We start from the raw sequence: 19,695 nt of genomic DNA on the forward strand, positions 1-19,695 counted from the left end.
TGGAGATTCGGCGTTATCGCGACGATTGACCGCAACGCCCGGGCGTGCCGCAAGGGGAATAAAGGGGATGTCATGCTTGTGCTCGACGTGGTCCGGCTCGATCTTACCGGCGGCACGTTAGGGCCTCCATGGCGATAAAAATGTGATTGGTCTCACATTGAGAGCGTAGCTCCGTCGCGCCGCGAGGCGTTTGACCTTTGCAGCGGACAATGGCTTGGTGCGCAGGGTCGTCCCGGAAGGTCCACTCAGAAAAGCAAAGCAAAAGCAAGAATCATGGGAAACGCCTACGAAATCTACGCCCTGCGCTACGCGACGATGTCGCCGCGCACCCCCAGCATGAACTTCCTTCAGCCCGATCCGCATGACAGTGCGGCGCAGGATCTCGACTATTTCGTCTGGCTGATCCGAGGGCACGGCCGCGACATCCTGGTCGACACCGGCTTCAATGCCGAGGAGGCGAGCGCGCGGGCGCGCAAGCTGACACTCAATCCGGTCGATGCGCTGGAGCGTTTTGGCGTCGCGGCCTCGAGCATTCGCGACGTCATCGTGACGCATCTGCATTACGATCATGCCGGCAATCTCGACCGCTTCCACAATGCGCGCTTCCACCTCCAGGAGCGTGAGATGGCTTATGCGACGGGACGCTGCATGTGCAACGGCCTGCTGCGACATCCGTTCTCGGTCGAGCACGTCACGCAGATGGTGCGCCACGTCTATGGCGAGCGCGTCACTTTCTATTCCGGCGACGGCGAGGTCGCGCCCGGCGTCACCGTGCATCGTGTCGGCGGCCATTCCGACGGCCTGCAGGTGGTCAGGGTCGAAACCGCGCGCGGGCCGGTGGTGCTCGCATCCGATGCCGCGCATTACTACGCCAATCTGCAGCGCAAGAGCCCGTTCCCGATCGTCTACAATGTCGGCGACATGGCGGTCGGCTGGGAGACGATCGAGCGCCTCGCCGGCCATCCCGATCGCTTCATCCCCGGCCACGATCCGATCGTGACGGAGATCTATCCGCGCGCCAGCGACAAGGTCGACGCCTGGGCGCTGCATCTGCCGCCGTCGCGGTCGTTTGCGAAATAGAAGTTGTCATTCCGGGGCGCGCGAAGCGCGAGCCCGGAATCCATTGATCATCGTAACCGGTGGCGGGATGGATTCTCAGGTGCGCAATCGCGCACCATAGTTCGCCGCTGGCGCGGCGCCCCGGAATGACAGAACGAGCTAATACGCCTGCTTGGCGTCCGCCTCTTTGCTGGTCTGGATCAGATCGAGACTGTCCTCGATCTTGCCGAGCAGAGCCGAGAGCTGCTTGCGCTCCTGCGCGGAGAGGCAGGCGAGGATTTCGTCCTCTCGCCGCAGCAATTGCGGGAACAGCTCTTCATAGAGCGCGCGGCCCTTCTTCGTCAGTTGCAGGCGGAATTCGCGGCGGTCGGCTTCGTTCTCGACCCGCTCGATCATGTCCTCGCCGAGCAGCGTCGTCACCGCGCGGCTGATGGTGGATTTGTGCGTGCGGGTGCATTGCGCGATGTATTGCGCGCTGCAGGCATCGTTGCGGAACCCGAGCGTGGCGATCACGCGCCAGGCCGGAATATCGAGACCATGCCGTTCCTGATATTCGACCGAGAGCGCGGAACTGACTTCCGCTGCGAGCCGGTTGAGGCGGAACGGCACGAACTTGAACAGGTCGAGCCGTGCCTTTGGCCGCGTTGAGGCCTCATCGGCCTCGCGTGCCTTCAGTGCGATATCGCCAGATGTCCTCGCCAAGGAGCGCGCTCCGAATTCCAGTTGACGGCCGGCCGGCTCCGGTCCAAAATAGTTGCACGTGAGACTATCTAGCAGATCAGCCTTCTCCTGACCAGAGCTGAGGTTAGCGCATGGCGCAGGCCAATACGCATCAGGCCAAAATCCAATTCGGCTATCGCCGCCACTCCGATCAGGATCGTCCCGGTCAGAATCCGGCCGAGCATCCAGTCGTGGTTGTCGGCGCCGGCCCGGTCGGGCTGTCGCTCGCGATCGATCTCGCCCAGCGCGGCCAGCGGGTCGTACTGCTGGACGACGCCGATCGCATCGGCGAGGGTTCGCGCGCGATCTGCTTCTCGAAGCGCTCGCTGGAATATTGGGACCGGCTCGGCGTCGGCGACCGCATGGTCGCCAAGGGCGTGGTGGTGTGGAGCGTCGGCCGGATCTTCCACGGGGAGTCCCTGCTCTACCAGTTCAACCTGCTGCCTGAGGACGGCCACAAGCGGCCCGCCTTCATCAACCTCCAGCAATACTATGCCGAAGCCTATCTGGTCGATCGCATCCAGGATCTGCCCGAGATCGACCTGCGCTGGCGCAACAAGGTGACGGCGCTGGAGAGCCGCAACGATTCCGTCGCGTTGACGATCGAGACACCCGAAGGCGCCTATCGCCTGCATGCGCAATATGTGATCGCCTGCGACGGCGCGCGCTCCTCGCTGCGGCAGATGGTCGGCGCCGACTTCGCGGGGCAGGTGTTCGAGGACCAGTTCCTGATCGCCGACGTCAAGATGACCGCGGAATTCCCGACCGAGCGCTGGTTCTGGTTCGATCCGCCGTTCCATGCGGGACGCTCGGCGCTGCTGCACCGGCAGCCCGACGACGTCTGGCGCATCGACCTCCAGCTCAACCGCTACGCCGATCCCCTCGTCGAGAAGAAGCCGGAGAACGTGCGGCCGCGGATCGCGCGCATGCTCGGCCACGACGCGTTCGAGTTCGAGTGGATCTCGCTCTACAAATTCCAGTGCCGGCGGATGGATCGCTTCATCCATGGCCGCGTGATTTTTGCCGGCGATTCCGCCCATCAGGTCTCGCCGTTCGGCGCGCGGGGCGCAAATTCCGGCCTGGAGGACGCGGAAAACCTTTCGTGGAAGCTCGACCGTGTGCTGCGCGGCACTTCGCCCGCAAGCCTGCTCGAGAGCTATCATGCCGAGCGGAGCCTCGCGGCCGACGAGAACATCCGCGAATCCACCCGCTCGACCGATTTCATGGCGCCGAACTCGCATCAGGAAGCGCGGCTGCGCAAGGCGGTGCTGTCGCTGGCCAAGGAGACCGAGTTCGGCAAGCGTATGGTCAATGGTGGGCGGCTGTCGGTGCCTTGCAGCTACGAATCGCCGCTGTCGTCGCCTGATGCGGATGTGTGGGGCGGCGGACCGCCGCCCGGCTGTTCCATGCTCGACGCGCCAATCGCCGGGCAGGCCTATCTGACGGACGCGTTCCGCAAGGGTGGAACGGACTTCACCCTGCTCTCGTTCAGCAATGGCACGGCGATCGATGTGCCCGACGGCGTCAGGAATATCCGCATCGGCGGCGAGGGTGGACTTGCCGATTCCTCGGGTCTTGCCGCAAAGCGCTACGACGCCGCGCCTGATACGGCCTATCTGCTCAGGCCCGATGGCTATGTCGCCGCGCGTTTCCGCCATCCGACGCGTGCTGCGATCGCGGCGGCGTTGTCGCAGGCCCAAGGTCTCAATTGAGGTTTCGCATGCCGCTGTCCACCAGCTCCAACTTCGCGCGACCTGATGATGCCTTCCGTGCCATCGTCGAAGCGCATCGCGGGTTCACCGAGGAGCAGAGCGCCGATTTCGATTCGGCGCTGGTGCTGATCCTCGCCAACCATATCGGCGACATCGATGTGCTGCGTGAGGCGATCGGGCTCGCCAAGCGCCGCATGATCGACGGCCAGCAACAGCAACAGCAACAACAATAACCCAGCGACCCAAAGGACGAATTGATGGCGAAGAACTTCGCATCCACCGGCGATCTCTCCGAGAAGAAGATCACCTTCTCCGAGATCGGCACCGATCTCTACGCCTTCACCGCCGAGGGCGATCCGAACACGGCCGTGATCGTCGGCGACGACGGCTGCCTGGTGTTCGACGCGCAGGCGACGCCCGCGATGGCCAACAAGGTGATCGAGCGCGTCCGCACCGTCACCGACAAGCCGATCAAATATGTCGTGCTGTCGCATTATCACGCCGTGCGCGTGCTCGGCGCTTCCGCCTACAAGGCTCAAGGCATCGTCGCCTCGCAGGAGACCTATCGTCTGATCGAGGAGCGCGGCCAACAGGATTGGGATTCGGAATACGGCCGCTTCCCTCGCCTGTTCCAGGACGCTTCGAGCATCCCCGGCCTGACCTGGCCGACGCTGACCTTCGAAGGCGAGATGTCGATCTATCTCGGCAAGCGCGAAGTGCGGCTGATGCAGCTTGGCGCAGGCCACACCTCCGGCGATATCGTCGCCTGGGTGCCCGATGCGGAAGTGATGTTTTCCGGCGACCTCATCGAATATCACTCGGCCTGCTATTGCGGCGACGCGCATTTGCGCGAGTGGCCGATGACGCTGAACGAGATCCGCAACTTCAATCCCAAGGCGATCGCGCCGGGGCGTGGCGATGCGCTCAAGGGCACGGCCACCGTGCGCGAAGCCATCGCGATGACGCGCGACTTCGTCACCTCGCTCTATGGCGCCGCCGAAATCTCGGTCGCCAAGGGGCGCACGCTGAAGGAATCGATGGCCGCGACGCGCGAGGTGATGGACCCGAAATTCCATAGCTTCGCCATTTACGAGCACTGCCTGCCGTTCAACGTGTCGCGCGCCTATGACGAAGCATCGGGGATCGACGATCCCGTGATCTGGACCGACAACCGCGACCAGGAGATGTGGGCGGCCCTGCAAGGAGGAGGATAGACATGAACATCAACACCTCGCCTGATCAGATCATCCGCAGCTCGGCGCAGGTGACGCCGGGCTACATGTCCGGCTTCGGCAACAGCTTCGAGACCGAGGCGCTGCCCGGCGCACTGCCGATCGGGCGCAACTCGCCGCAGCGCTGCGCCTATGGGCTCTATGCCGAGCAATTGTCCGGCTCGCCCTTCACGGCGCCGCGCGGCAGCAACGAGCGCTCCTGGCTCTACCGCATCCGCCCCTCGGTGAAACACTCGGGACGTTTCGAGAAGGCCGATGCCGGCCTGTGGCGCTCGGCGCCGTGCCATGAATACGATTTGCCGATCGCGCAGATGCGCTGGGATCCGACGCCGCTCCCGAAGGACGAGGTGACCTTCGTCGAGGGCGTGCAGACCATGACGACGGCGGGCGATGTGAACACGCAAGCCGGCATGGCCGCGCATGTCTATCTCATCACCAAATCGATGGTGAACCAGCATTTCTACAATGCCGATGGCGAGCTGATGTTCGTGCTGCAGCAGGGAAACTTGCGTCTCGTCACCGAGTTCGGCCGCATCGATGCCGAACCGGGCGAGATCGTGGTGATCCCGCGCGGCGTCAAGTTCCGCGTCGAGATTCCGAACGGGCCGGCGCGCGGCTATCTCTGCGAGAATTACGGCGGCGCGTTCACGCTGCCGGAGCGCGGGCCGATCGGCGCCAATTGCCTGGCCAACGCGCGCGACTTCCTCACGCCGGTTGCGTTCTATGAGGACAAGGACACGCCGACCGAGCTCTACGTGAAATGGGGCGGGGCGCTGTTCAAGACTAATTTGCCGCATTCGCCGATCGACGTGGTCGCCTGGCACGGCAATTACGCGCCCTACAAATACGATCTGCGCACCTTCTCTCCCGTAGGCGCGATTGGCTTCGACCATCCCGATCCCTCGATCTTCACGGTGCTGACCTCGCCGTCAGAGACCGCGGGCACCGCGAATATTGACTTCGTGATCTTCCCGGAGCGCTGGATGGTCGCCGACAACACCTTCCGTCCGCCCTGGTATCACATGAACATCATGAGCGAGTTCATGGGCCTGATCTACGGCGTCTACGACGCCAAGCCGCAAGGCTTCGTCCCCGGCGGCATGAGCCTGCACAATTGCATGCTGCCGCATGGCCCCGACCGCGACGCCTTCGAGCACGCCAGCAACGGCGAATTGAAGCCGGTGAAGCTGACGGGGACCATGGCCTTTATGTTCGAGACCCGCTACCCGCAGCGCGTCACCGCCCATGCCGCGAACGCGTCCACGCTGCAGGACGATTACGCGGATTGCTGGAAGGGCCTGGAGAAGCGGTTCGATCCGAGCAAGCCGTAGTTCGTTGTTCGTCATTCCGGGATGCGCCGAAGGCGCAGGCCCGGAATCCATAACCACGATCGTGAGTATGGATTCCGGGCTCGCGCTCCGCGCGCCCCGGAATGATGGCGGAAAAACCGTCAAGAAACATCCGGCAGGAAACCCATGCTCCATCCCAACGACCCCACCCTCCGCTCCTTCATCGACGTCGATCCTTCTTCCGACTTCCCGATCCAGAACCTGCCCTACGGCGTGTTCTCCACCGCGGCGAATCCGACGCCGCGGGTCGGCGTCGCGATCGGCGACTACGTGCTCGATCTCTGGGAGCTCGAGCAGGATTGCCGGCTCGATGTCGGCCCGCTCGGCGTATTCTCGGGGGCTTCGCTCAATCCCTTTATGGCGCTGGGGCCGAAAGTCTGGGCCAAGACGCGCGCGCGCATCAGTGAGCTGTTGCGCCAGGATCATCCGGAGCTGCGCGACAACGAGGAGCTGCGCAGCCGCGCGCTGGTGCCGATGCGCGACGCAAGGCTGCACCTGCCGCTCGCGGTCTCCGGCTATACCGATTTCTACTCCTCCAAGGAGCACGCCACCAATGTCGGCGTGATGTTCCGCGGCAAGGACAACGCGCTGCAGCCGAACTGGCTGCACATGCCGATCGCCTATAATGGCCGCGCCTCGACCGTCGTCGTGTCGGGCACCAAGGTGAAGCGCCCGCGCGGGCAGCTGAAGCCGCCGAATGTGGACGCGCCGAGCTTCGGCCCGTGCAAGCGGCTCGATTTCGAGCTGGAGATGGGCGTCGTGATTGGCCAGCCCTCGCCGATGGGCGGGATGCTCACCGAGCAACAGGCCGAAGAGATGATCTTCGGCTTCGTGCTGCTCAACGACTGGAGCGCACGCGACATCCAGCAATGGGAATATGTGCCGCTCGGGCCGTTCCTGGCCAAGGCGTTCGCGACCTCGATCAGTCCCTGGGTGGTGACGCGCGAGGCGCTGGAGCCGTTCCGCCTGAAGGGGCCCGAGCAGGAGCCGGTGCCGCTCGATTATCTCAGGCAGAACAAGCCGCAGAACTACGACGTCGCGCTCGATGTCTCCTTGCGCGCGGCGAGCGCCAACGCGCCCGCCGGCATCAGCCGCACCAATTTCAAATACATGTACTGGTCCTCGGTGCAGCAGCTGATGCACCACGCTTCCTCCGGCTGCGCCATGAACGTTGGCGATCTCCTCGGCAGCGGCACCATCTCCGGCCCGGAGAAGAACCAGCGCGGCAGCCTCCTGGAGATCAGCTGGAACGGCACCGAGCCGGTCGAATTGCCCGGCGGCGTCAAGCGCTCGTTCCTGGAAGACGGCGACAGCCTCGTGATGCACGGCTGGTGCCAGGCCGACGGCTACCGCGTCGGTTTTGGGGAGGTGGAGGGGACGATTTTGCCGGCGGAGTGACCGGCTCGATCACCGTCTCTCCGGCGGCACATCGCGTATCCGCGCGCAATGCGCGGCAACCTCCTCGAGGGTGTACTTCAAGTGCACCCGTTTGTCCGACGGCGCCTGTTTCACAGCGCAGACGCCCGGCCGCCATTCCTGCGCGGGCCTGATCGGGCGCGGGGCAAAGCCGCCGCCGCAGTTCGGGCAGACGTTGGACAGTTTGGTCTCGACGCAATCCGCGCAGAAGGTGCATTCATAGGAGCAGATTCGCGCCTCCACTGCGTTCGGCGGCAGGTCGCGGTCGCAATATTCGCAGTTCGGTCGAAGCTGGAGCGCCATGGCTGAATCTCCGGATTGGCTGCGATCATCGCAGATCCTGCGTGGAGCGCGAATGACGTAGTTCCCTCGATTTCAGCCGGCCTTGATCTCCCTCAGCGGCAGCCGCGTGCTCTCCTTCAGCCGGTCGAGCACGATCGAGGAGCGCACATGGGCCACGCTCTGGTGCGGCATCAGGACGTCGTTGACGAGGTTGGAGAGGCCCTTGAGATCGCGCAGCACCGCCTTCAACACGTAGTCGGCGTCACCGGTGAGCGAATAGGCCTCCTGGATCTCGTCGATACGGCCAACCAGCGCGCGAAACCGCTTCGAATTATCCGGCGAGTGCGTCGCAAGCGTCACCTGGATGAAGGCGATCACGCCGAAGCCGAGCGCCTCGCTGGAGAGGTCGGCATGATAGCCCGCGATGACCTTCTCCTCTTCCAGCCGCATCCGCCGGCGCGAGCACTGCGAGGCCGAAAGTCCCGCGAGGTCGGCGAGCTCCTGATTGGTGAGGCGACCATCGTCCTGGAGCGCACGGAGGATCTTGAGGTCGAAGGCGTCAACCGAAATCATGCGTCATTTGTCCATTCCATGCACGGATCGTGCATACGATAGCCAAGAGCCACCCCGTTTGCACGCTCATTGCAGGCCCCATGAAGGATAGTTCCTCCCCAGCAGCAATCTGGGAGAGCCGCCAATGGGACCGTTTCCGCACGATGCACCGCCGGCCACCGTCAGCGCCGACAATCCGATGGGCACCGACGGTTTCGAGTTCGTCGAATATGCGCATCCCGATCCGCAAGAGCTGCATGCGCTGTTCAAGCTGATGGGCTACGCGCCCGTCGCGCGCCACAAGACGAAGAAGATCACGGTCTACCGTCAGGGCGACATCAACTACCTCGTCAACGAGCAGCCCGGCACCCACGGTTACGAGTTCGTCGCCGCGCACGGGCCTTGCGCGCCCTCGATGGCGTTCCGCGTCGTCGATGCGAAGGCGGCCTATGACCGCGCCATTTCGCTCGGCGCCGAACCTGCCGATGTGCCATCGGCGCAGAAGACGCTCGACGCGCCCGCGATCAAGGGCATCGGCGGCAGCCTGCTCTATCTCGTCGATCGCTATGGCGCCAAGGGCTCTGCCTATGATGCCGAGTTCGAATGGCTCGGCGCGCACGATCCGCGGCCTGCCGGCGCCGGCCTGTTCTATCTTGACCATCTCACCCACAACGTCCATCGCGGCCGCATGGATGTCTGGACCGGCTTCTACGAGAGGATCTTCAACTTCCGCCAGATCCGCTTCTTCGACATCGAGGGCCGTGCCTCCGGCCTGTTCTCGCGCGCGCTGACCAGCCCCGACGGCAAGATCCGGATTCCAATCAACGAGGACGCCGGCGATGCCGGCCAGATCGAGGAATATCTGAAGACCTATCGCGGTGAGGGCATCCAGCACATCGCCTGCGGCTGCCGCGAAATCTACCGCACCATCGAGGGCCTGCGCGATGCCGGCCTGCCCTTCATGCCCTCGCCGCCCGCGACCTATTTCGAGAAGGTCGACACGCGCCTGCCCAGGCATGGCGAGGACATCGCACGCCTCCAGAAGAACGGCATCCTGATCGACGGCGAAGGCGTGGTGGAAGGCGGCCAGACCAAGGTGCTGCTGCAGATCTTCTCGGCCAACGCGATTGGCCCGATCTTCTTCGAGTTCATCCAGCGCAAGGGCGACGACGGGTTCGGCGAGGGCAATTTCAAGGCCCTGTTCGAATCGATCGAGGAGGATCAGATCCGGCGCGGCGTGTTGAAGGTGGATGCGGCGTAAGGACGCTGCTCTCGGGCACAGTGCCGTAGGGTGGGCAAGCGGAAGCGTGCCCACCAATTTCGCTATTATCGAGGATAGATGGTGGGCACGGCGCTTCGCGCCTTTGCCCACCCTGCGCGATCTTTGCCGCGGCTAGATCTATCGCTTCCACGCAGCCATTACAGCGCCGATCTCGGCGCCTTCCGGTTCGCGCACCGCCGATGGTGTCCGCGAGAAGCGCGGCGCCGGCGCGGGCTGTTTCACGCCGTGGCGCTCGACGAAGACGTTGCGGGCGATCATGTGCGGATGCTGGGTTGCTTCCGACATGGTCAGCACCGGTGCGAAGCAGATGTCGGTGCCTTCCATGATCTTGCACCAGTCCTCGCGCGTCTTGCTCTTGAACACCGCCTTCAGCTTCTCCTTCAGCGCCGGCCAGGCCTTGGGATTCATCTGCGCGTCGAAATCGGCGTCCGTCAGGCCCGCATGCTCGCGCAGCAGCGCGTAAAACTGCGGTTCGATCGACCCGATCGAGACGAAGTGGCCGCAGGCGCATTCATAGACTCCGTAGAAATGCGCGCCGCCGTCGAGGAAGTTCTGGTTGCGCCCTTCGGTCCAGCGGCCGAGCGTCGTCATGTCGAAGAAGAACGACATCAGCGATGCCGCGCCGTCGCACATCGCGGCATCGACCACCTGGCCCTTGCCGGAGCGCGAGGCTTCCAGCACCGCGGCGAGCACGCCGACGACGAGATAGAGCGCGCCGCCGCCGAAATCACCGACGAGGTTGAGTGGCGGCACCGGCGCTTCCTTGGTGCCGATGGCGGCAAGCGCACCGGTGATGGAAATGTAATTGATGTCGTGGCCGGCCGCATTGGCGAGCGGGCCTTCCTGGCCCCAGCCGGTCATGCGGCCATAGACCAGTTTGGGGTTGCGCGCGAGCACGACGTCCGGCCCGAGACCGAGCCGTTCCATCACGCCGGGGCGGAAGCCTTCGACCAGCGCATCGGCGCTGGCGAGCAGATCCAGCACTTGCGCGATCGCCGCCTTATCCTTGAGGTCGAGCTCGATCACCTTGCGGCCGCGCCCCGCCACCGACTTCATGCTCTTCTTCGCACCGACACGGTCGAGCGTGACGACGTCGGCACCCATGTCGGCCAGCATCATGCAGGCGAAGGGGCCGGGGCCGATGCCGGCGAATTCGACGATGCGGAAGCCCGAGAGCGGCCCGGAGGCGCGGACGGATGCGGAGGGGGCTGATTTATCGAGCACGTTGTTGTTTCCTCGGGTCGCGGAGCCGATGCCGCTGGTTCGGCAATCGCCGCTGACGTTCTTCTTTGGAGCGAGTTAATCGTCTGATTAACTTTTCTCGCCTTCATGCCAGCGAGGCAAGCGGTTTTCATGCCGCACGGTCAAAATAAAACGGCGCGCACCGAAGTGCGCGCCGCGGAAAATTTGCGTTGAGACGCTAGCGCGTGAGCGTCAGCCGGCAGCCGCGACCGCGCGCTGTGCCATTACCTTGACGAGGTTGGCGCGGTACTCCGCGGTGCCGTGGATATCGGCCAGCAATCCGCTCGCCGAAATGCTGACGCTGTCGATCGCCGCCGGCGACCAGTTCGCCTTCAGCGCGGCTTCGATCGCGGGTACCCGCATCACGCCGCTCTGTGAGGCACCGGTAGCGGCCACCCGAACCTCGCCCGATTTGGTCTGCGCGACGAACACGCCGGTCAGCGCAAAGCGCGAGGCCGGATGCCGCATCTTCTCGTAGCCCGCTTTCGCCGGCACCGGGAACGACACGGCGGTGATGATCTCGCCATCTTCGAGCGCCGTGGTGAACAGGCCCTGGAAGAAGTCCTCGGCGGAGATCGACCGCTTGTTGGTCTTCACGGTGGCACCGAGTGCGAGCAGCGCGGCGGGGAAGTCCGCCGCGGGATCGTTGTTGGCGATCGAGCCGCCGATCGTGCCGCGATAGCGCACCGCGGGATCGCCGAGCACCGAGGTGAGATGGGCGATTGCGGGAATCGCCTTCTTCACATCTGCATTCGTCATGATGTCGTAATAGATCGTGCCGGCCTTGATGGTCAGCGTATCGCCGGACAATTCGACGCCCTGCAGCTCCTTGATCTTGCCGAGGTCAATCACGTCCGACGGGCTGGCGAGGCGCTGCTTCATCACAGGCAGCAGCGTCTGGCCGCCGGCGAGGAATTTTGCTTCGCTGCCCTTGGCAAACAGGCTTACCGCTTCGTCGACAGAGGATGCGCGATGATAAGTGGTCTGGTACATCTTCGATGCTCCTCTCAAGCCGCGTGGATCGTGCGCCACACCCGGTCAGGGGTTGCGGGCATTTCCAGATTGTTCGTCCCGATCGCATCCGTGATCGCGTTGATCACGGCCGCAGAGGCGCCGATCGCGCCGGCCTCACCGCAACCCTTGATGCCCAGGGGATTGCCCGGACACAGCGTCGTGGTGTGGGAGAGGTTGAAGGAGGGCACGTCGTCGGCGCGCGGCATGGCGTAGTCCATGAACGAGGCCGTGACCGGCTGGCCGCTGGCGTCGTAGATCGCATGTTCCAGCAGCGCCTGCCCGATGCCTTGAACGAGGCCGCCATGGACCTGGCCTTCGACGATCATCGGGTTGATCAGCCGGCCGAAATCGTCGGCCGCGACGAAGTTCACGAAGGAGGTCTTGCCGGTGCCGGAGTCGACCTCAAGCTCGCAGATATAGGTGCCGGCCGGGAAGGTGAAGTTGGTCGGATCGTAGAAGGCGCTTTCCTTCAGACCCGGCTCCATCCCGTCAGGCAGATTGTGCGCGGTATAGGCCGCGAGTGCGACCATCGGCAGCGCAATCGCCTTGTCGGTGCCTGTCACCTTGAACTCGCCGTTCTCGATGACGATGTCGGCCTCGGAAGCTTCCAGCGCATGCGCTGCAATCTTCTTGGCCTTCGATTCCATCTTCTCCATCGCCTTCAGGATCGCGGTGAGGCCGACGGCGGCCGAGCGGGAGCCGTAGGTGCCCATGCCGAACTGCACCTTGTCGGTGTCGCCGTGGACGATCGAGACCTGGCTGATGGGAATGCCGAGCCGCTCGGAGACCAGCTGACAGAAGGTGGTCTCGTGACCCTGGCCGTGGCTGTGCGAGCCCGTGAGGATCTCGATGGTGCCGACCGGGTTGACGCGTACCTCGGCCGATTCCCACAGGCCGACGCCGGCGCCCAGACTGCCGACCGCCTTCGACGGCGCGATGCCGCAGGCCTCGATGTAGCAGGACAAGCCGATGCCGCGCAGCTTGCCGTCGGCTTTTGCCTTGGCCTTGCGGGCGGGGAAGCCGGCATAGTCGATCGCCTTCATCGCGGCATCGAGCGAGGCGTTAAAGTCGCCGATATCGTAGGCCATGATGACGGGCGTCTGATGCGGGAACTGGGTGATGAAGTTGCTCCGCCGTAGCTGGGCCGGATCGACCTTCAGCTGCCGCGCCGCCGTTTCCATCAGCCGCTCGATCAGATAACTCGCCTCGGGACGGCCCGCGCCGCGATAGGCGTCGACCGGCGTGGTATTGGTGTAGACGCCGACCACCTCGGCATGGATCGCCGGGATGTTGTATTGGCCCGACAGCAGCGTCGCGTAGAGGTAAGTTGGGACCGACGACGAGAACAGCGACATGTAGGCGCCGAAATTGGCGTAGGTCTTCACCTTCAGGCCCAAAATCTTATTCTGGGCGTCGAACGCCATCTCGGCATGGGTCACGTGGTCGCGGCCATGCGCGTCGGTGAGGAAGGCTTCGGTGCGATCGCCGGTCCATTTCACGGGACGGCCGACCTTCTTCGAAGCCCACAGCGCCACCATCTCCTCGGGATAGATGAAGATTTTGGAGCCGAAGCCGCCGCCGACGTCGGGCGCGATCACCCGCAGCTTGTGCTCGGGGGCGATGTTGTAGAACGCCGACAGCACGAGGCGGGCGACGTGCGGGTTCTGCGAGGTCGTATAGAGCGTGAAATGCTCTTCCGCCGCGTCGTAATCGGCGATCGCCGCGCGCGGTTCCATGGCATTCGGCGCGAGGCGGTTGTTGGTGACGTCGAGCTTCACGACATTGGCGGCCTTCGAGAACGCGGCATCAGTCGCGCCTTCGTCCCCGATCACCCAGTCATAGACCTGGTTGCCGGGAGCCTCGGGATGAAGCTGCGGCGCGCCTGATTTGATCGCGGCGTGGACGTCGGCGACCGCGGGAAGTTCCTCGTAACTGACGACGACGGCCTCCGCCGCATCGCGCGCCAGATTCTTGGTCTCGGCGATCACGACCGCGACGGCCTGACCGACGAAACGCACCGTCTCCGGTGCCATTGCCGGCCATGCGCCCATCTTCATCGGGCTGCCGTCCTTGGAGGTGATGGCCCAGCCGCAAATGAGGTTGCCGACCTTGTCATCGACGATCTGCTGGCCGGTGAGCACGGCGACCACGCCCGGCATCTTCAGCGCGGCGGAGGAATCGATCCCCTTCACCTTGGCGTGTGCGTGCGGGCTGCGGACGAAATGGGCATGGGTCATGCCCAGCAGCTTGATGTCGTCGACGTAGCGGCCCTTGCCGGTAATGAAACGCTTGTCTTCCTTGCGCACGACGCGTGCGCCAATGCCTTCAACACCCATGTCTGGTCCTCCCGACCGGAAATTTTATGGCTGCGCTTTCCTTCGAGAGCGGCAGCGGTGATTTTGTGTTCGTTCGAGGCGCGCCGCTTTACTCGGCTGCCTGCGAGACCTTCATGCGCCCGGCTGCATCCAGCACGGCTTTGACGATGTTGTGGTAGCCGGTGCAGCGGCAGATGTTGCCTTCGAGCTCGGTGCGGACGGTGGCTTCGTCGAGCTGGCCGCCGTGACGGTGCACGATGTCGATCGCCGACATGATCATGCCCGGCGTGCAATAGCCGCATTGCAGGCCGTGATTGTCGCGGAAGGCGGCCTGCATCGGGTGCAGCTCGTCGCCCTTGGCGATGCCTTCGATGGTGGTGATGCTGGCGCCGTCGGCCTGGCCCGCCAGCATGGTGCAGGATTTCACCGCGCGGCCGTCCATGTGCACGACGCAGGCGCCGCACTGGCTGGTGTCGCAGCCGACATGGGTCCCCGTGAGGTTGAGGTGATCGCGCAGCAGCTGGACCAGCAGCGTGCGGTCCTCGACGTCGACAGCAACGGCTTTGCCGTTCACTGTCATTTTGACTGTAGACACGGTGTAGTCCTCCCGGGATTGATTTTGATTGCTTCTAATTAGAGACAGCGGCCCGGAACTTTGCAACTAGGATTTTGGTCGCCTGCGTCATGGAAAAGTCATTGATGCCCCGGGCGCGTGAGGATTTGCATGGTGCGCGGGCCCGAAACCAGCGGTCTGGCCAATCTGGGAGGCCAACCGTTTTCCGCCCTGGGATGGACCGGCCTTTGGCCGATGAGACCGAAATTGCGTGGGTCAGCCGAATTTACCGCCCTTTATTGATTCTGCCCTAGTTTTGCGCATCCGGATCGGGGAGGGCTGCTCCCGGACCGTGCTGCACGTGCAAGAACCGATCTTTTGGGGGTGGGAATGACCGGACGTATCGCGTCGCCGTCTAAGCGCACAATATTTCCGACTCTCAGGTTCCGCGCCAAGATCATCCTGGGTTTTGCGGTCGTGCTGGCGATCTCCGCCGGCAGCATGGCCTTCTCCTATTTCGGTTTCGAGCGGGTCTCGGCCGAAGTCGGGTCGTACCGCAGCAGCGTGTCGGAGGCCGATTTCGCCCGTAACATCGACCGCGAGCTGCTCGGCTACCGTTCGGCCGCCAAATATTTCGTCGTGACCGGCAAGGAAGACGATGCCAAGGCGGCGCTCGATGCCGAGGCCAGCCTGAAAAATGCCATCGACCAGGCCGTCAAGAGCGCCAAGACCCCGGCGCGAAAGGAAGGGCTCGACAAGCTCGCCAAGGAGTTCGCGAATTTCTCAGCGACCTTCGGCAAGGTCCTCCAGGCCAAGCGTGACAGCACGTTGCTGGTGCAGAACCAGTTGCAGCGCCAGGCCAATCTCCTGAAGTACAAGCTCGACGACGTCGGCAACAACGCTTCCGATTCCGAGGCTCAGGCGATCGAGTTCGGCACCAAGCAGGTCAACGCCCAATTCCAGACCGCGAGCGCTGCCGCCACCAATTTCGTGCTGACGTCCGATCAGGCGATCGCGACCAGCGCGCTGGCGCGGCTGAAATTCGTCGAGAACTCGCTCGGCGCGATCTATTCCATGGACGAGAAGATCGTCGCCGGCCTGAAGGACGCCAAGGCCATCCTAACCGCCTATCGCGAGGCGCTGGAGAAGCTGATTGCCAACGCCAAGCTGGTCGACCAGCTCGTCACCGAAATGAACGGTTCAGCCGGTGCGATCCTGCAAGGAGCGACCGCCATGAAGGCGGACCTCGTCGCCGAACAGCAACGGCTGGACAGGGAGTCGGAAGCGACCATCGGGAAGACCGAGCAACTGGTTCTGATGCTCGCCATCGGCGGTACGTTGCTTGGTGTGGTCCTCGCCTTCCTGCTCGGCACCGGCATCTCGCGTCCGATGATCGCGATGTGCAAGGCGATGCGCGAGCTGGCTTCAGGCAATTTCGACGTGGTGCTGCCGGGTCTCGGCCGCAAGGACGAGATCGGCGAGATGGCCGGCGCCGTCGAAGAGTTCAAGGTTCAAGCCGTGGCAAAAGCCGAGCGCGATGCCGCCGCCAGCGAAGCCCAGAACAGGGAGGCGAGCGCTGCCCGCCGCTCCGAATTGATTCGCTTCGCCGACGATTTCGAGAGCGCGGTCGGCGCCATCGTCTCCAACGTCTCGGCCTCGGCCGTGCAGCTGGAATCGGCGGCCTCCACGCTGACCCGCACCGCCGAGACCACCCAGAGCCTGTCGAGCCAGGTCGCGGGCGTCTCCGAGCAGGCCTCCTCCAACATGCAGTCGGTCGCCACCGCGACGGAAGAGCTGTCCGCCTCGGTCGAGGAGATCGGCCGTCAGGTCCGCGACTCCAGCCGCATTGCGGAGGCTGCCGTGGTTCAGGCCAAGGAGACCGACGGACGCATCGGCAAGCTCTCGCATGCCGCCCAGCAGATCGGCGAAGTGGTCAAGCTGATCACCGCGATTGCCGAGCAGACCAATCTTCTGGCGCTCAACGCCACCATCGAGGCGGCGCGCGCCGGTGAAGCCGGCCGCGGCTTCGCGGTGGTTGCCAGCGAAGTGAAGTCGCTGGCGAGCCAGACCGCGAAGGCGACGGACGAGATCTCCTCGCACATCACGGGCATGCAGGGCGCCACGGCCGAATCGGTCGCCGCGATCAAGGAGATCGGCGCGACCATCGGCCAGATCTCCTCGATCTCGACCTCGATCGCGAGCGCGGTCGAGCAGCAGGGCGCCGCGACGCAGGAAATCGCGCGCAGCGTCCAGACCGTCGCCCAGGGGACCCAGACCGCGGCCACCGATATCGGTCAGGTCAACCGCGGCGCCGCTGAAACCGGCTCGGCCTCGGAGGAAGTGCTGCACTCGGCCAAGACGCTGTCGTCCGAAAGCACCCGCCTGCGCGCCGAGCTCGATCGGTTCATGGGAAATATCCGGGCGGCGTAAGTTGCCTGGCTTCGTTGCGCGTTAGGCGCTCCGCTGTCGCCCCACACTCCGCTTGTTCGGGACGACCGCGGAGATTGGCGCGACGGTCGATTTGTAACGGCGCGAGAAAGCGCACCTTAACAATTTCCCGCGTCACCTAACCGCGAGTTGCGGCGCCACAAATTTACCACAGCTTATCCTTTGCCAATTACCGTGCAGGCGAGTCAGGAAGCGGGCTGCTTCCGGGCTGCGCCTGGTTTTCCGCGAATGGAATGGGGTGGGGGAAATGTCGGTCAAGTCCAAGTCGACGTCGAAATCGAACCAATCGAAGCTGCCAACCTTGCGCTTTCGCGCAAAAATCATCCTCGGCTTCGTGGCGGTGCTAGCCATCCTCGCCGTCAGCATGGCCTTCGCCTATTTCGGCTTCGAGCGGATCCAGGCCGCTGTGGCTTCCTACCGCGCCAGCGTGTCGGAAGCCGACCTCGCGCGGACGGTCGATCGCGAGCTGGTTGCCTATCAGGGACTGGCTCGGGCCTATACCCTGACGGGGGCGGCAGATGACGAGACCGCAGCCAAGGCCGCCGAAAACAATCTGAAGAGCGCGATCGCCAAGTCGGTGTCGGCCACGACCGGCGCCGCCCGCCGTGAGCAGGTCGGCAAGCTCGAGGCGGAGTTCCAGCGCTTCACGAAGGTGTTCGGGGAGATCATCGTCCTGACGCGCGAGAACAACAAGATCGCGGCCGATGAGCTCAACAGCGTCGGCAACAAGATCCGCTTCAAGTTCGACGATCTCGCCGACACTGCCGCGCTGGGGGGGCTGGCATCGGTCCAGACCACGGCCAAGGACATCACCTCGCAATATCTGGCGGTTTCCACCTCCGTCGGTGCCTTCGTGGCCAAGCCGGAGCCGAAGACCGCCGATGGCGTGATCGCCCGCATCAAGTTCCTGGAGACCCTGCTGGTCTCGATCTATGCCAACGACCAGAAGATCACCGACCGCGTCACCGAGATCGGCACTCTGCTGAAGCAGTACCGCACCTCGTTCGCGAAGCTGACCGAGAACGTGAAGATCATCGCCAAGTCGAACGGCGAGATGACCAAGACGGCGGCGACCATTCTCAAGCTCTCGGCCGAGCTGCGTTCGGACCTGACCGCCGACCAGCAGCGCATCGAGGCGAACGCCAACGCGACCATTGGAGAAACCGAGCAGCTGATGCTGATGTTGGCGCTCGGCGGCCTTGCCGTCGGGGCCGTGCTGGCGTTGTGGCTCGGCAACGGCATCTCGCGTCCGATGATCGCGATGTGCAAGGCGATGCGCGAGCTGGCTTCAGGCAATTTCGACGTGGTGCTGCCGGGTCTCGGCCGCAAGGACGAGATCGGCGAGATGGCCGGCGCCGTCGAAGAGTTCAAGGTTCAAGCCGTGGCAAAAGCCGAGCGCGATGCCGCCGCCAGCGAAGCCCAGAACAGGGAGGCGAGCGCTGCCCGCCGCTCCGAATTGATTCGCTTCGCCGACGATTTCGAGAGCGCGGTCGGCGCCATCGTCTCCAACGTCTCGGCCTCGGCCGTGCAGCTGGAATCGGCGGCCTCCACGCTGACCCGCACCGCCGAGACCACCCAGAGCCTGTCGAGCCAGGTCGCGGGCGTCTCCGAGCAGGCCTCCTCCAACATGCAGTCGGTCGCCACCGCGACGGAAGAGCTGTCCGCCTCGGTCGAGGAGATCGGCCGTCAGGTCCGCGACTCCAGCCGCATTGCGGAGGCTGCCGTGGTTCAGGCCAAGGAGACCGACGGACGCATCGGCAAGCTCTCGCATGCCGCCCAGCAGATCGGCGAAGTGGTCAAGCTGATCACCGCGATTGCCGAGCAGACCAATCTTCTGGCGCTCAACGCCACCATCGAGGCGGCGCGCGCCGGTGAAGCCGGCCGCGGCTTCGCGGTGGTTGCCAGCGAAGTGAAGTCGCTGGCGAGCCAGACCGCGAAGGCGACGGACGAGATCTCCTCGCACATCACGGGCATGCAGGGCGCCACGGCCGAATCGGTCGCCGCGATCAAGGAGATCGGCGCGACCATCGGCCAGATCTCGTCGATCTCGACCTCGATCGCGAGCGCGGTCGAGCAGCAGGGCGCCGCGACGCAGGAAATCGCGCGCAGCGTCCAGACCGTCGCCCAGGGGACCCAGACCGCGGCCACCGATATCGGTCAGGTCAACCGCGGCGCCGCCGAGACCGGCTCGGCCTCGGAGGAAGTGCTGCACTCGGCCAAGACGCTGTCGTCCGAAAGCACCCGCCTGCGCGCCGAGCTCGATCGGTTCATGGGAAATATCCGGGCGGCGTAAGGCTCGCCGCGCCGTCAATTCGGTATCGTCTTTGAGCAAGCGCGCCTTAGCAGGGCGCTTGCGCCTTCGTGCGTTGACCAGCACGATTGTGTCATCTTTCCGACACCGGTCATGCGTCAACTCCCTGCGGCGTCAGCCGAAACGGGCAACCACAAGCGCCCTTGCGCGGGGAACCCGGCCTTGCCGCAGACGTTGTCGCAGGTGGCAGGCGGAATGCCGCACCCCC

The 19,695-nt window shown here is 64.3% G+C and carries 16 protein-coding genes; 9 read left to right on the forward strand and 7 right to left on the reverse strand.

All coding sequences use genetic code 11. The features are described from left to right. Positions 1-273 precede the first annotated feature (273 nt). Positions 274-1,080, forward strand: a complete 807-nt coding sequence (locus CIT39_RS02355; RefSeq protein WP_094973871.1) for an N-acyl homoserine lactonase family protein — start codon at positions 274-276, stop codon at positions 1,078-1,080. Positions 1,081-1,218: 138 nt separating this feature from the next. Here CIT39_RS02355 and CIT39_RS02360 read toward each other — a convergent pair whose 3' ends face one another. Then, positions 1,219-1,761, reverse strand: coding sequence for a MarR family winged helix-turn-helix transcriptional regulator (locus CIT39_RS02360; protein WP_094973872.1), 543 nt, complete (start codon positions 1,759-1,761; stop codon positions 1,219-1,221). Positions 1,762-1,871: 110 nt separating this feature from the next. On the opposite strand from CIT39_RS02360, the gene CIT39_RS02365 reads away from it, so the two are divergent. The 5 genes from CIT39_RS02365 to fahA all read left to right on the forward strand — a co-directional run bounded on the left by CIT39_RS02365 (position 1,872) and on the right by fahA (position 7,470). Continuing rightward, positions 1,872-3,491, forward strand: a complete 1,620-nt coding sequence (locus CIT39_RS02365) for an FAD-dependent oxidoreductase (protein WP_334273066.1) — start codon at positions 1,872-1,874, stop codon at positions 3,489-3,491. 8 nt (positions 3,492-3,499) lie between these two features. Further along, positions 3,500-3,724 (forward strand): DUF2783 domain-containing protein, encoded by a 225-nt coding sequence (locus CIT39_RS02370; RefSeq protein WP_094973874.1) that lies wholly within the window; start codon positions 3,500-3,502, stop codon positions 3,722-3,724. A 24-nt stretch (positions 3,725-3,748) separates the two neighbouring features. Next, complete coding sequence (locus CIT39_RS02375) at positions 3,749-4,705, forward strand: MBL fold metallo-hydrolase (RefSeq protein ID WP_094973875.1); 957 nt, start codon at positions 3,749-3,751, stop codon at positions 4,703-4,705. A 2-nt stretch (positions 4,706-4,707) separates the two neighbouring features. Beyond that, positions 4,708-6,054 (forward strand): homogentisate 1,2-dioxygenase, encoded by a 1,347-nt coding sequence (gene hmgA, locus CIT39_RS02380; RefSeq protein WP_162308851.1) that lies wholly within the window; start codon positions 4,708-4,710, stop codon positions 6,052-6,054. Between the two features lie 144 nt (positions 6,055-6,198). Beyond that, on the forward strand, positions 6,199-7,470 hold the full coding sequence (fahA, locus tag CIT39_RS02385) for a fumarylacetoacetase (protein WP_094973877.1): 1,272 nt from the start codon (positions 6,199-6,201) through the stop codon (positions 7,468-7,470). A 9-nt stretch (positions 7,471-7,479) separates the two neighbouring features. On the opposite strand, the gene CIT39_RS02390 is transcribed toward fahA, so the two are convergent. Next, complete coding sequence (locus CIT39_RS02390) at positions 7,480-7,791, reverse strand: DUF1272 domain-containing protein (protein WP_094973878.1); 312 nt, start codon at positions 7,789-7,791, stop codon at positions 7,480-7,482. A 72-nt stretch (positions 7,792-7,863) separates the two neighbouring features. Beyond that, positions 7,864-8,343 (reverse strand): Lrp/AsnC family transcriptional regulator, encoded by a 480-nt coding sequence (locus CIT39_RS02395; protein ID WP_094973879.1) that lies wholly within the window; start codon positions 8,341-8,343, stop codon positions 7,864-7,866. 124 nt (positions 8,344-8,467) lie between these two features. Between CIT39_RS02395 and hppD the strand changes: the two genes are divergently transcribed. After that, positions 8,468-9,583 (forward strand): 4-hydroxyphenylpyruvate dioxygenase, encoded by a 1,116-nt coding sequence (gene hppD / locus CIT39_RS02400; RefSeq protein WP_094973880.1) that lies wholly within the window; start codon positions 8,468-8,470, stop codon positions 9,581-9,583. 138 nt (positions 9,584-9,721) lie between these two features. Here the strand turns inward: hppD and CIT39_RS02405 are convergent, their stop codons facing one another. The 4 genes from CIT39_RS02405 to CIT39_RS02420 all read right to left on the reverse strand — a co-directional run bounded on the left by CIT39_RS02405 (position 9,722) and on the right by CIT39_RS02420 (position 14,770). Continuing rightward, positions 9,722-10,828, reverse strand: coding sequence for a CaiB/BaiF CoA transferase family protein (locus CIT39_RS02405; RefSeq protein ID WP_094973881.1), 1,107 nt, complete (start codon positions 10,826-10,828; stop codon positions 9,722-9,724). Between the two features lie 210 nt (positions 10,829-11,038). Continuing rightward, entirely contained in the window at positions 11,039-11,839 is an 801-nt protein-coding gene (locus CIT39_RS02410) for an FAD binding domain-containing protein (RefSeq protein ID WP_094973882.1), read from the reverse strand. A gap of 14 nt (positions 11,840-11,853) precedes the next feature. Further along, positions 11,854-14,196: a xanthine dehydrogenase family protein molybdopterin-binding subunit gene (locus CIT39_RS02415; protein WP_094973883.1), complete on the reverse strand. Its 2,343-nt coding sequence runs from the start codon at positions 14,194-14,196 to the stop codon at positions 11,854-11,856. Positions 14,197-14,284: 88 nt separating this feature from the next. Next, positions 14,285-14,770, reverse strand: coding sequence for a (2Fe-2S)-binding protein (locus tag CIT39_RS02420; RefSeq protein WP_094897155.1), 486 nt, complete (start codon positions 14,768-14,770; stop codon positions 14,285-14,287). Positions 14,771-15,118: 348 nt separating this feature from the next. On the opposite strand from CIT39_RS02420, the gene CIT39_RS02425 reads away from it, so the two are divergent. Together CIT39_RS02425 and CIT39_RS02430 are read left to right on the forward strand one after the other, a co-directional pair. Beyond that, positions 15,119-17,158, forward strand: a complete 2,040-nt coding sequence (locus CIT39_RS02425; RefSeq protein ID WP_094973884.1) for a methyl-accepting chemotaxis protein — start codon at positions 15,119-15,121, stop codon at positions 17,156-17,158. A 265-nt stretch (positions 17,159-17,423) separates the two neighbouring features. Next, the gene (locus tag CIT39_RS02430; RefSeq protein WP_094972682.1) at positions 17,424-19,469 is read left to right on the forward strand and encodes a methyl-accepting chemotaxis protein; all 2,046 of its coding nucleotides are present in this window, start codon (positions 17,424-17,426) and stop codon (positions 19,467-19,469) included. The last annotated feature ends 226 nt before the right edge of the window (positions 19,470-19,695 follow it).

This window comes from Bradyrhizobium symbiodeficiens, assembly GCF_002266465.3.
Taxonomy (GTDB): Bacteria; Pseudomonadota; Alphaproteobacteria; order Rhizobiales; family Xanthobacteraceae; genus Bradyrhizobium; species Bradyrhizobium symbiodeficiens.

Bases quoted from the DNA above. Each gene is read 5' to 3' on its own strand.
- CIT39_RS02355 (WP_094973871.1), top strand. From the start codon at position 274: ATGGGAAACGCCTACGAAATCTACGCCCTGCGCTACGCGACGATGTCG.
- CIT39_RS02365 (WP_334273066.1), top strand. From the start codon at position 1,872: ATGGCGCAGGCCAATACGCATCAGGCCAAAATCCAATTCGGCTATCGC.
- CIT39_RS02370 (WP_094973874.1), top strand. From the start codon at position 3,500: ATGCCGCTGTCCACCAGCTCCAACTTCGCGCGACCTGATGATGCCTTC.
- CIT39_RS02375 (WP_094973875.1), top strand. From the start codon at position 3,749: ATGGCGAAGAACTTCGCATCCACCGGCGATCTCTCCGAGAAGAAGATC.
- hmgA (WP_162308851.1), top strand. From the start codon at position 4,708: ATGAACATCAACACCTCGCCTGATCAGATCATCCGCAGCTCGGCGCAG.
- fahA (WP_094973877.1), top strand. From the start codon at position 6,199: ATGCTCCATCCCAACGACCCCACCCTCCGCTCCTTCATCGACGTCGAT.
- CIT39_RS02390 (WP_094973878.1), bottom strand. From the start codon at position 7,791: ATGGCGCTCCAGCTTCGACCGAACTGCGAATATTGCGACCGCGACCTG.
- CIT39_RS02395 (WP_094973879.1), bottom strand. From the start codon at position 8,343: ATGATTTCGGTTGACGCCTTCGACCTCAAGATCCTCCGTGCGCTCCAG.
- hppD (WP_094973880.1), top strand. From the start codon at position 8,468: ATGGGACCGTTTCCGCACGATGCACCGCCGGCCACCGTCAGCGCCGAC.
- CIT39_RS02410 (WP_094973882.1), bottom strand. From the start codon at position 11,839: ATGTACCAGACCACTTATCATCGCGCATCCTCTGTCGACGAAGCGGTA.
- CIT39_RS02415 (WP_094973883.1), bottom strand. From the start codon at position 14,196: ATGGGTGTTGAAGGCATTGGCGCACGCGTCGTGCGCAAGGAAGACAAG.
- CIT39_RS02425 (WP_094973884.1), top strand. From the start codon at position 15,119: ATGACCGGACGTATCGCGTCGCCGTCTAAGCGCACAATATTTCCGACT.
- CIT39_RS02430 (WP_094972682.1), top strand. From the start codon at position 17,424: ATGTCGGTCAAGTCCAAGTCGACGTCGAAATCGAACCAATCGAAGCTG.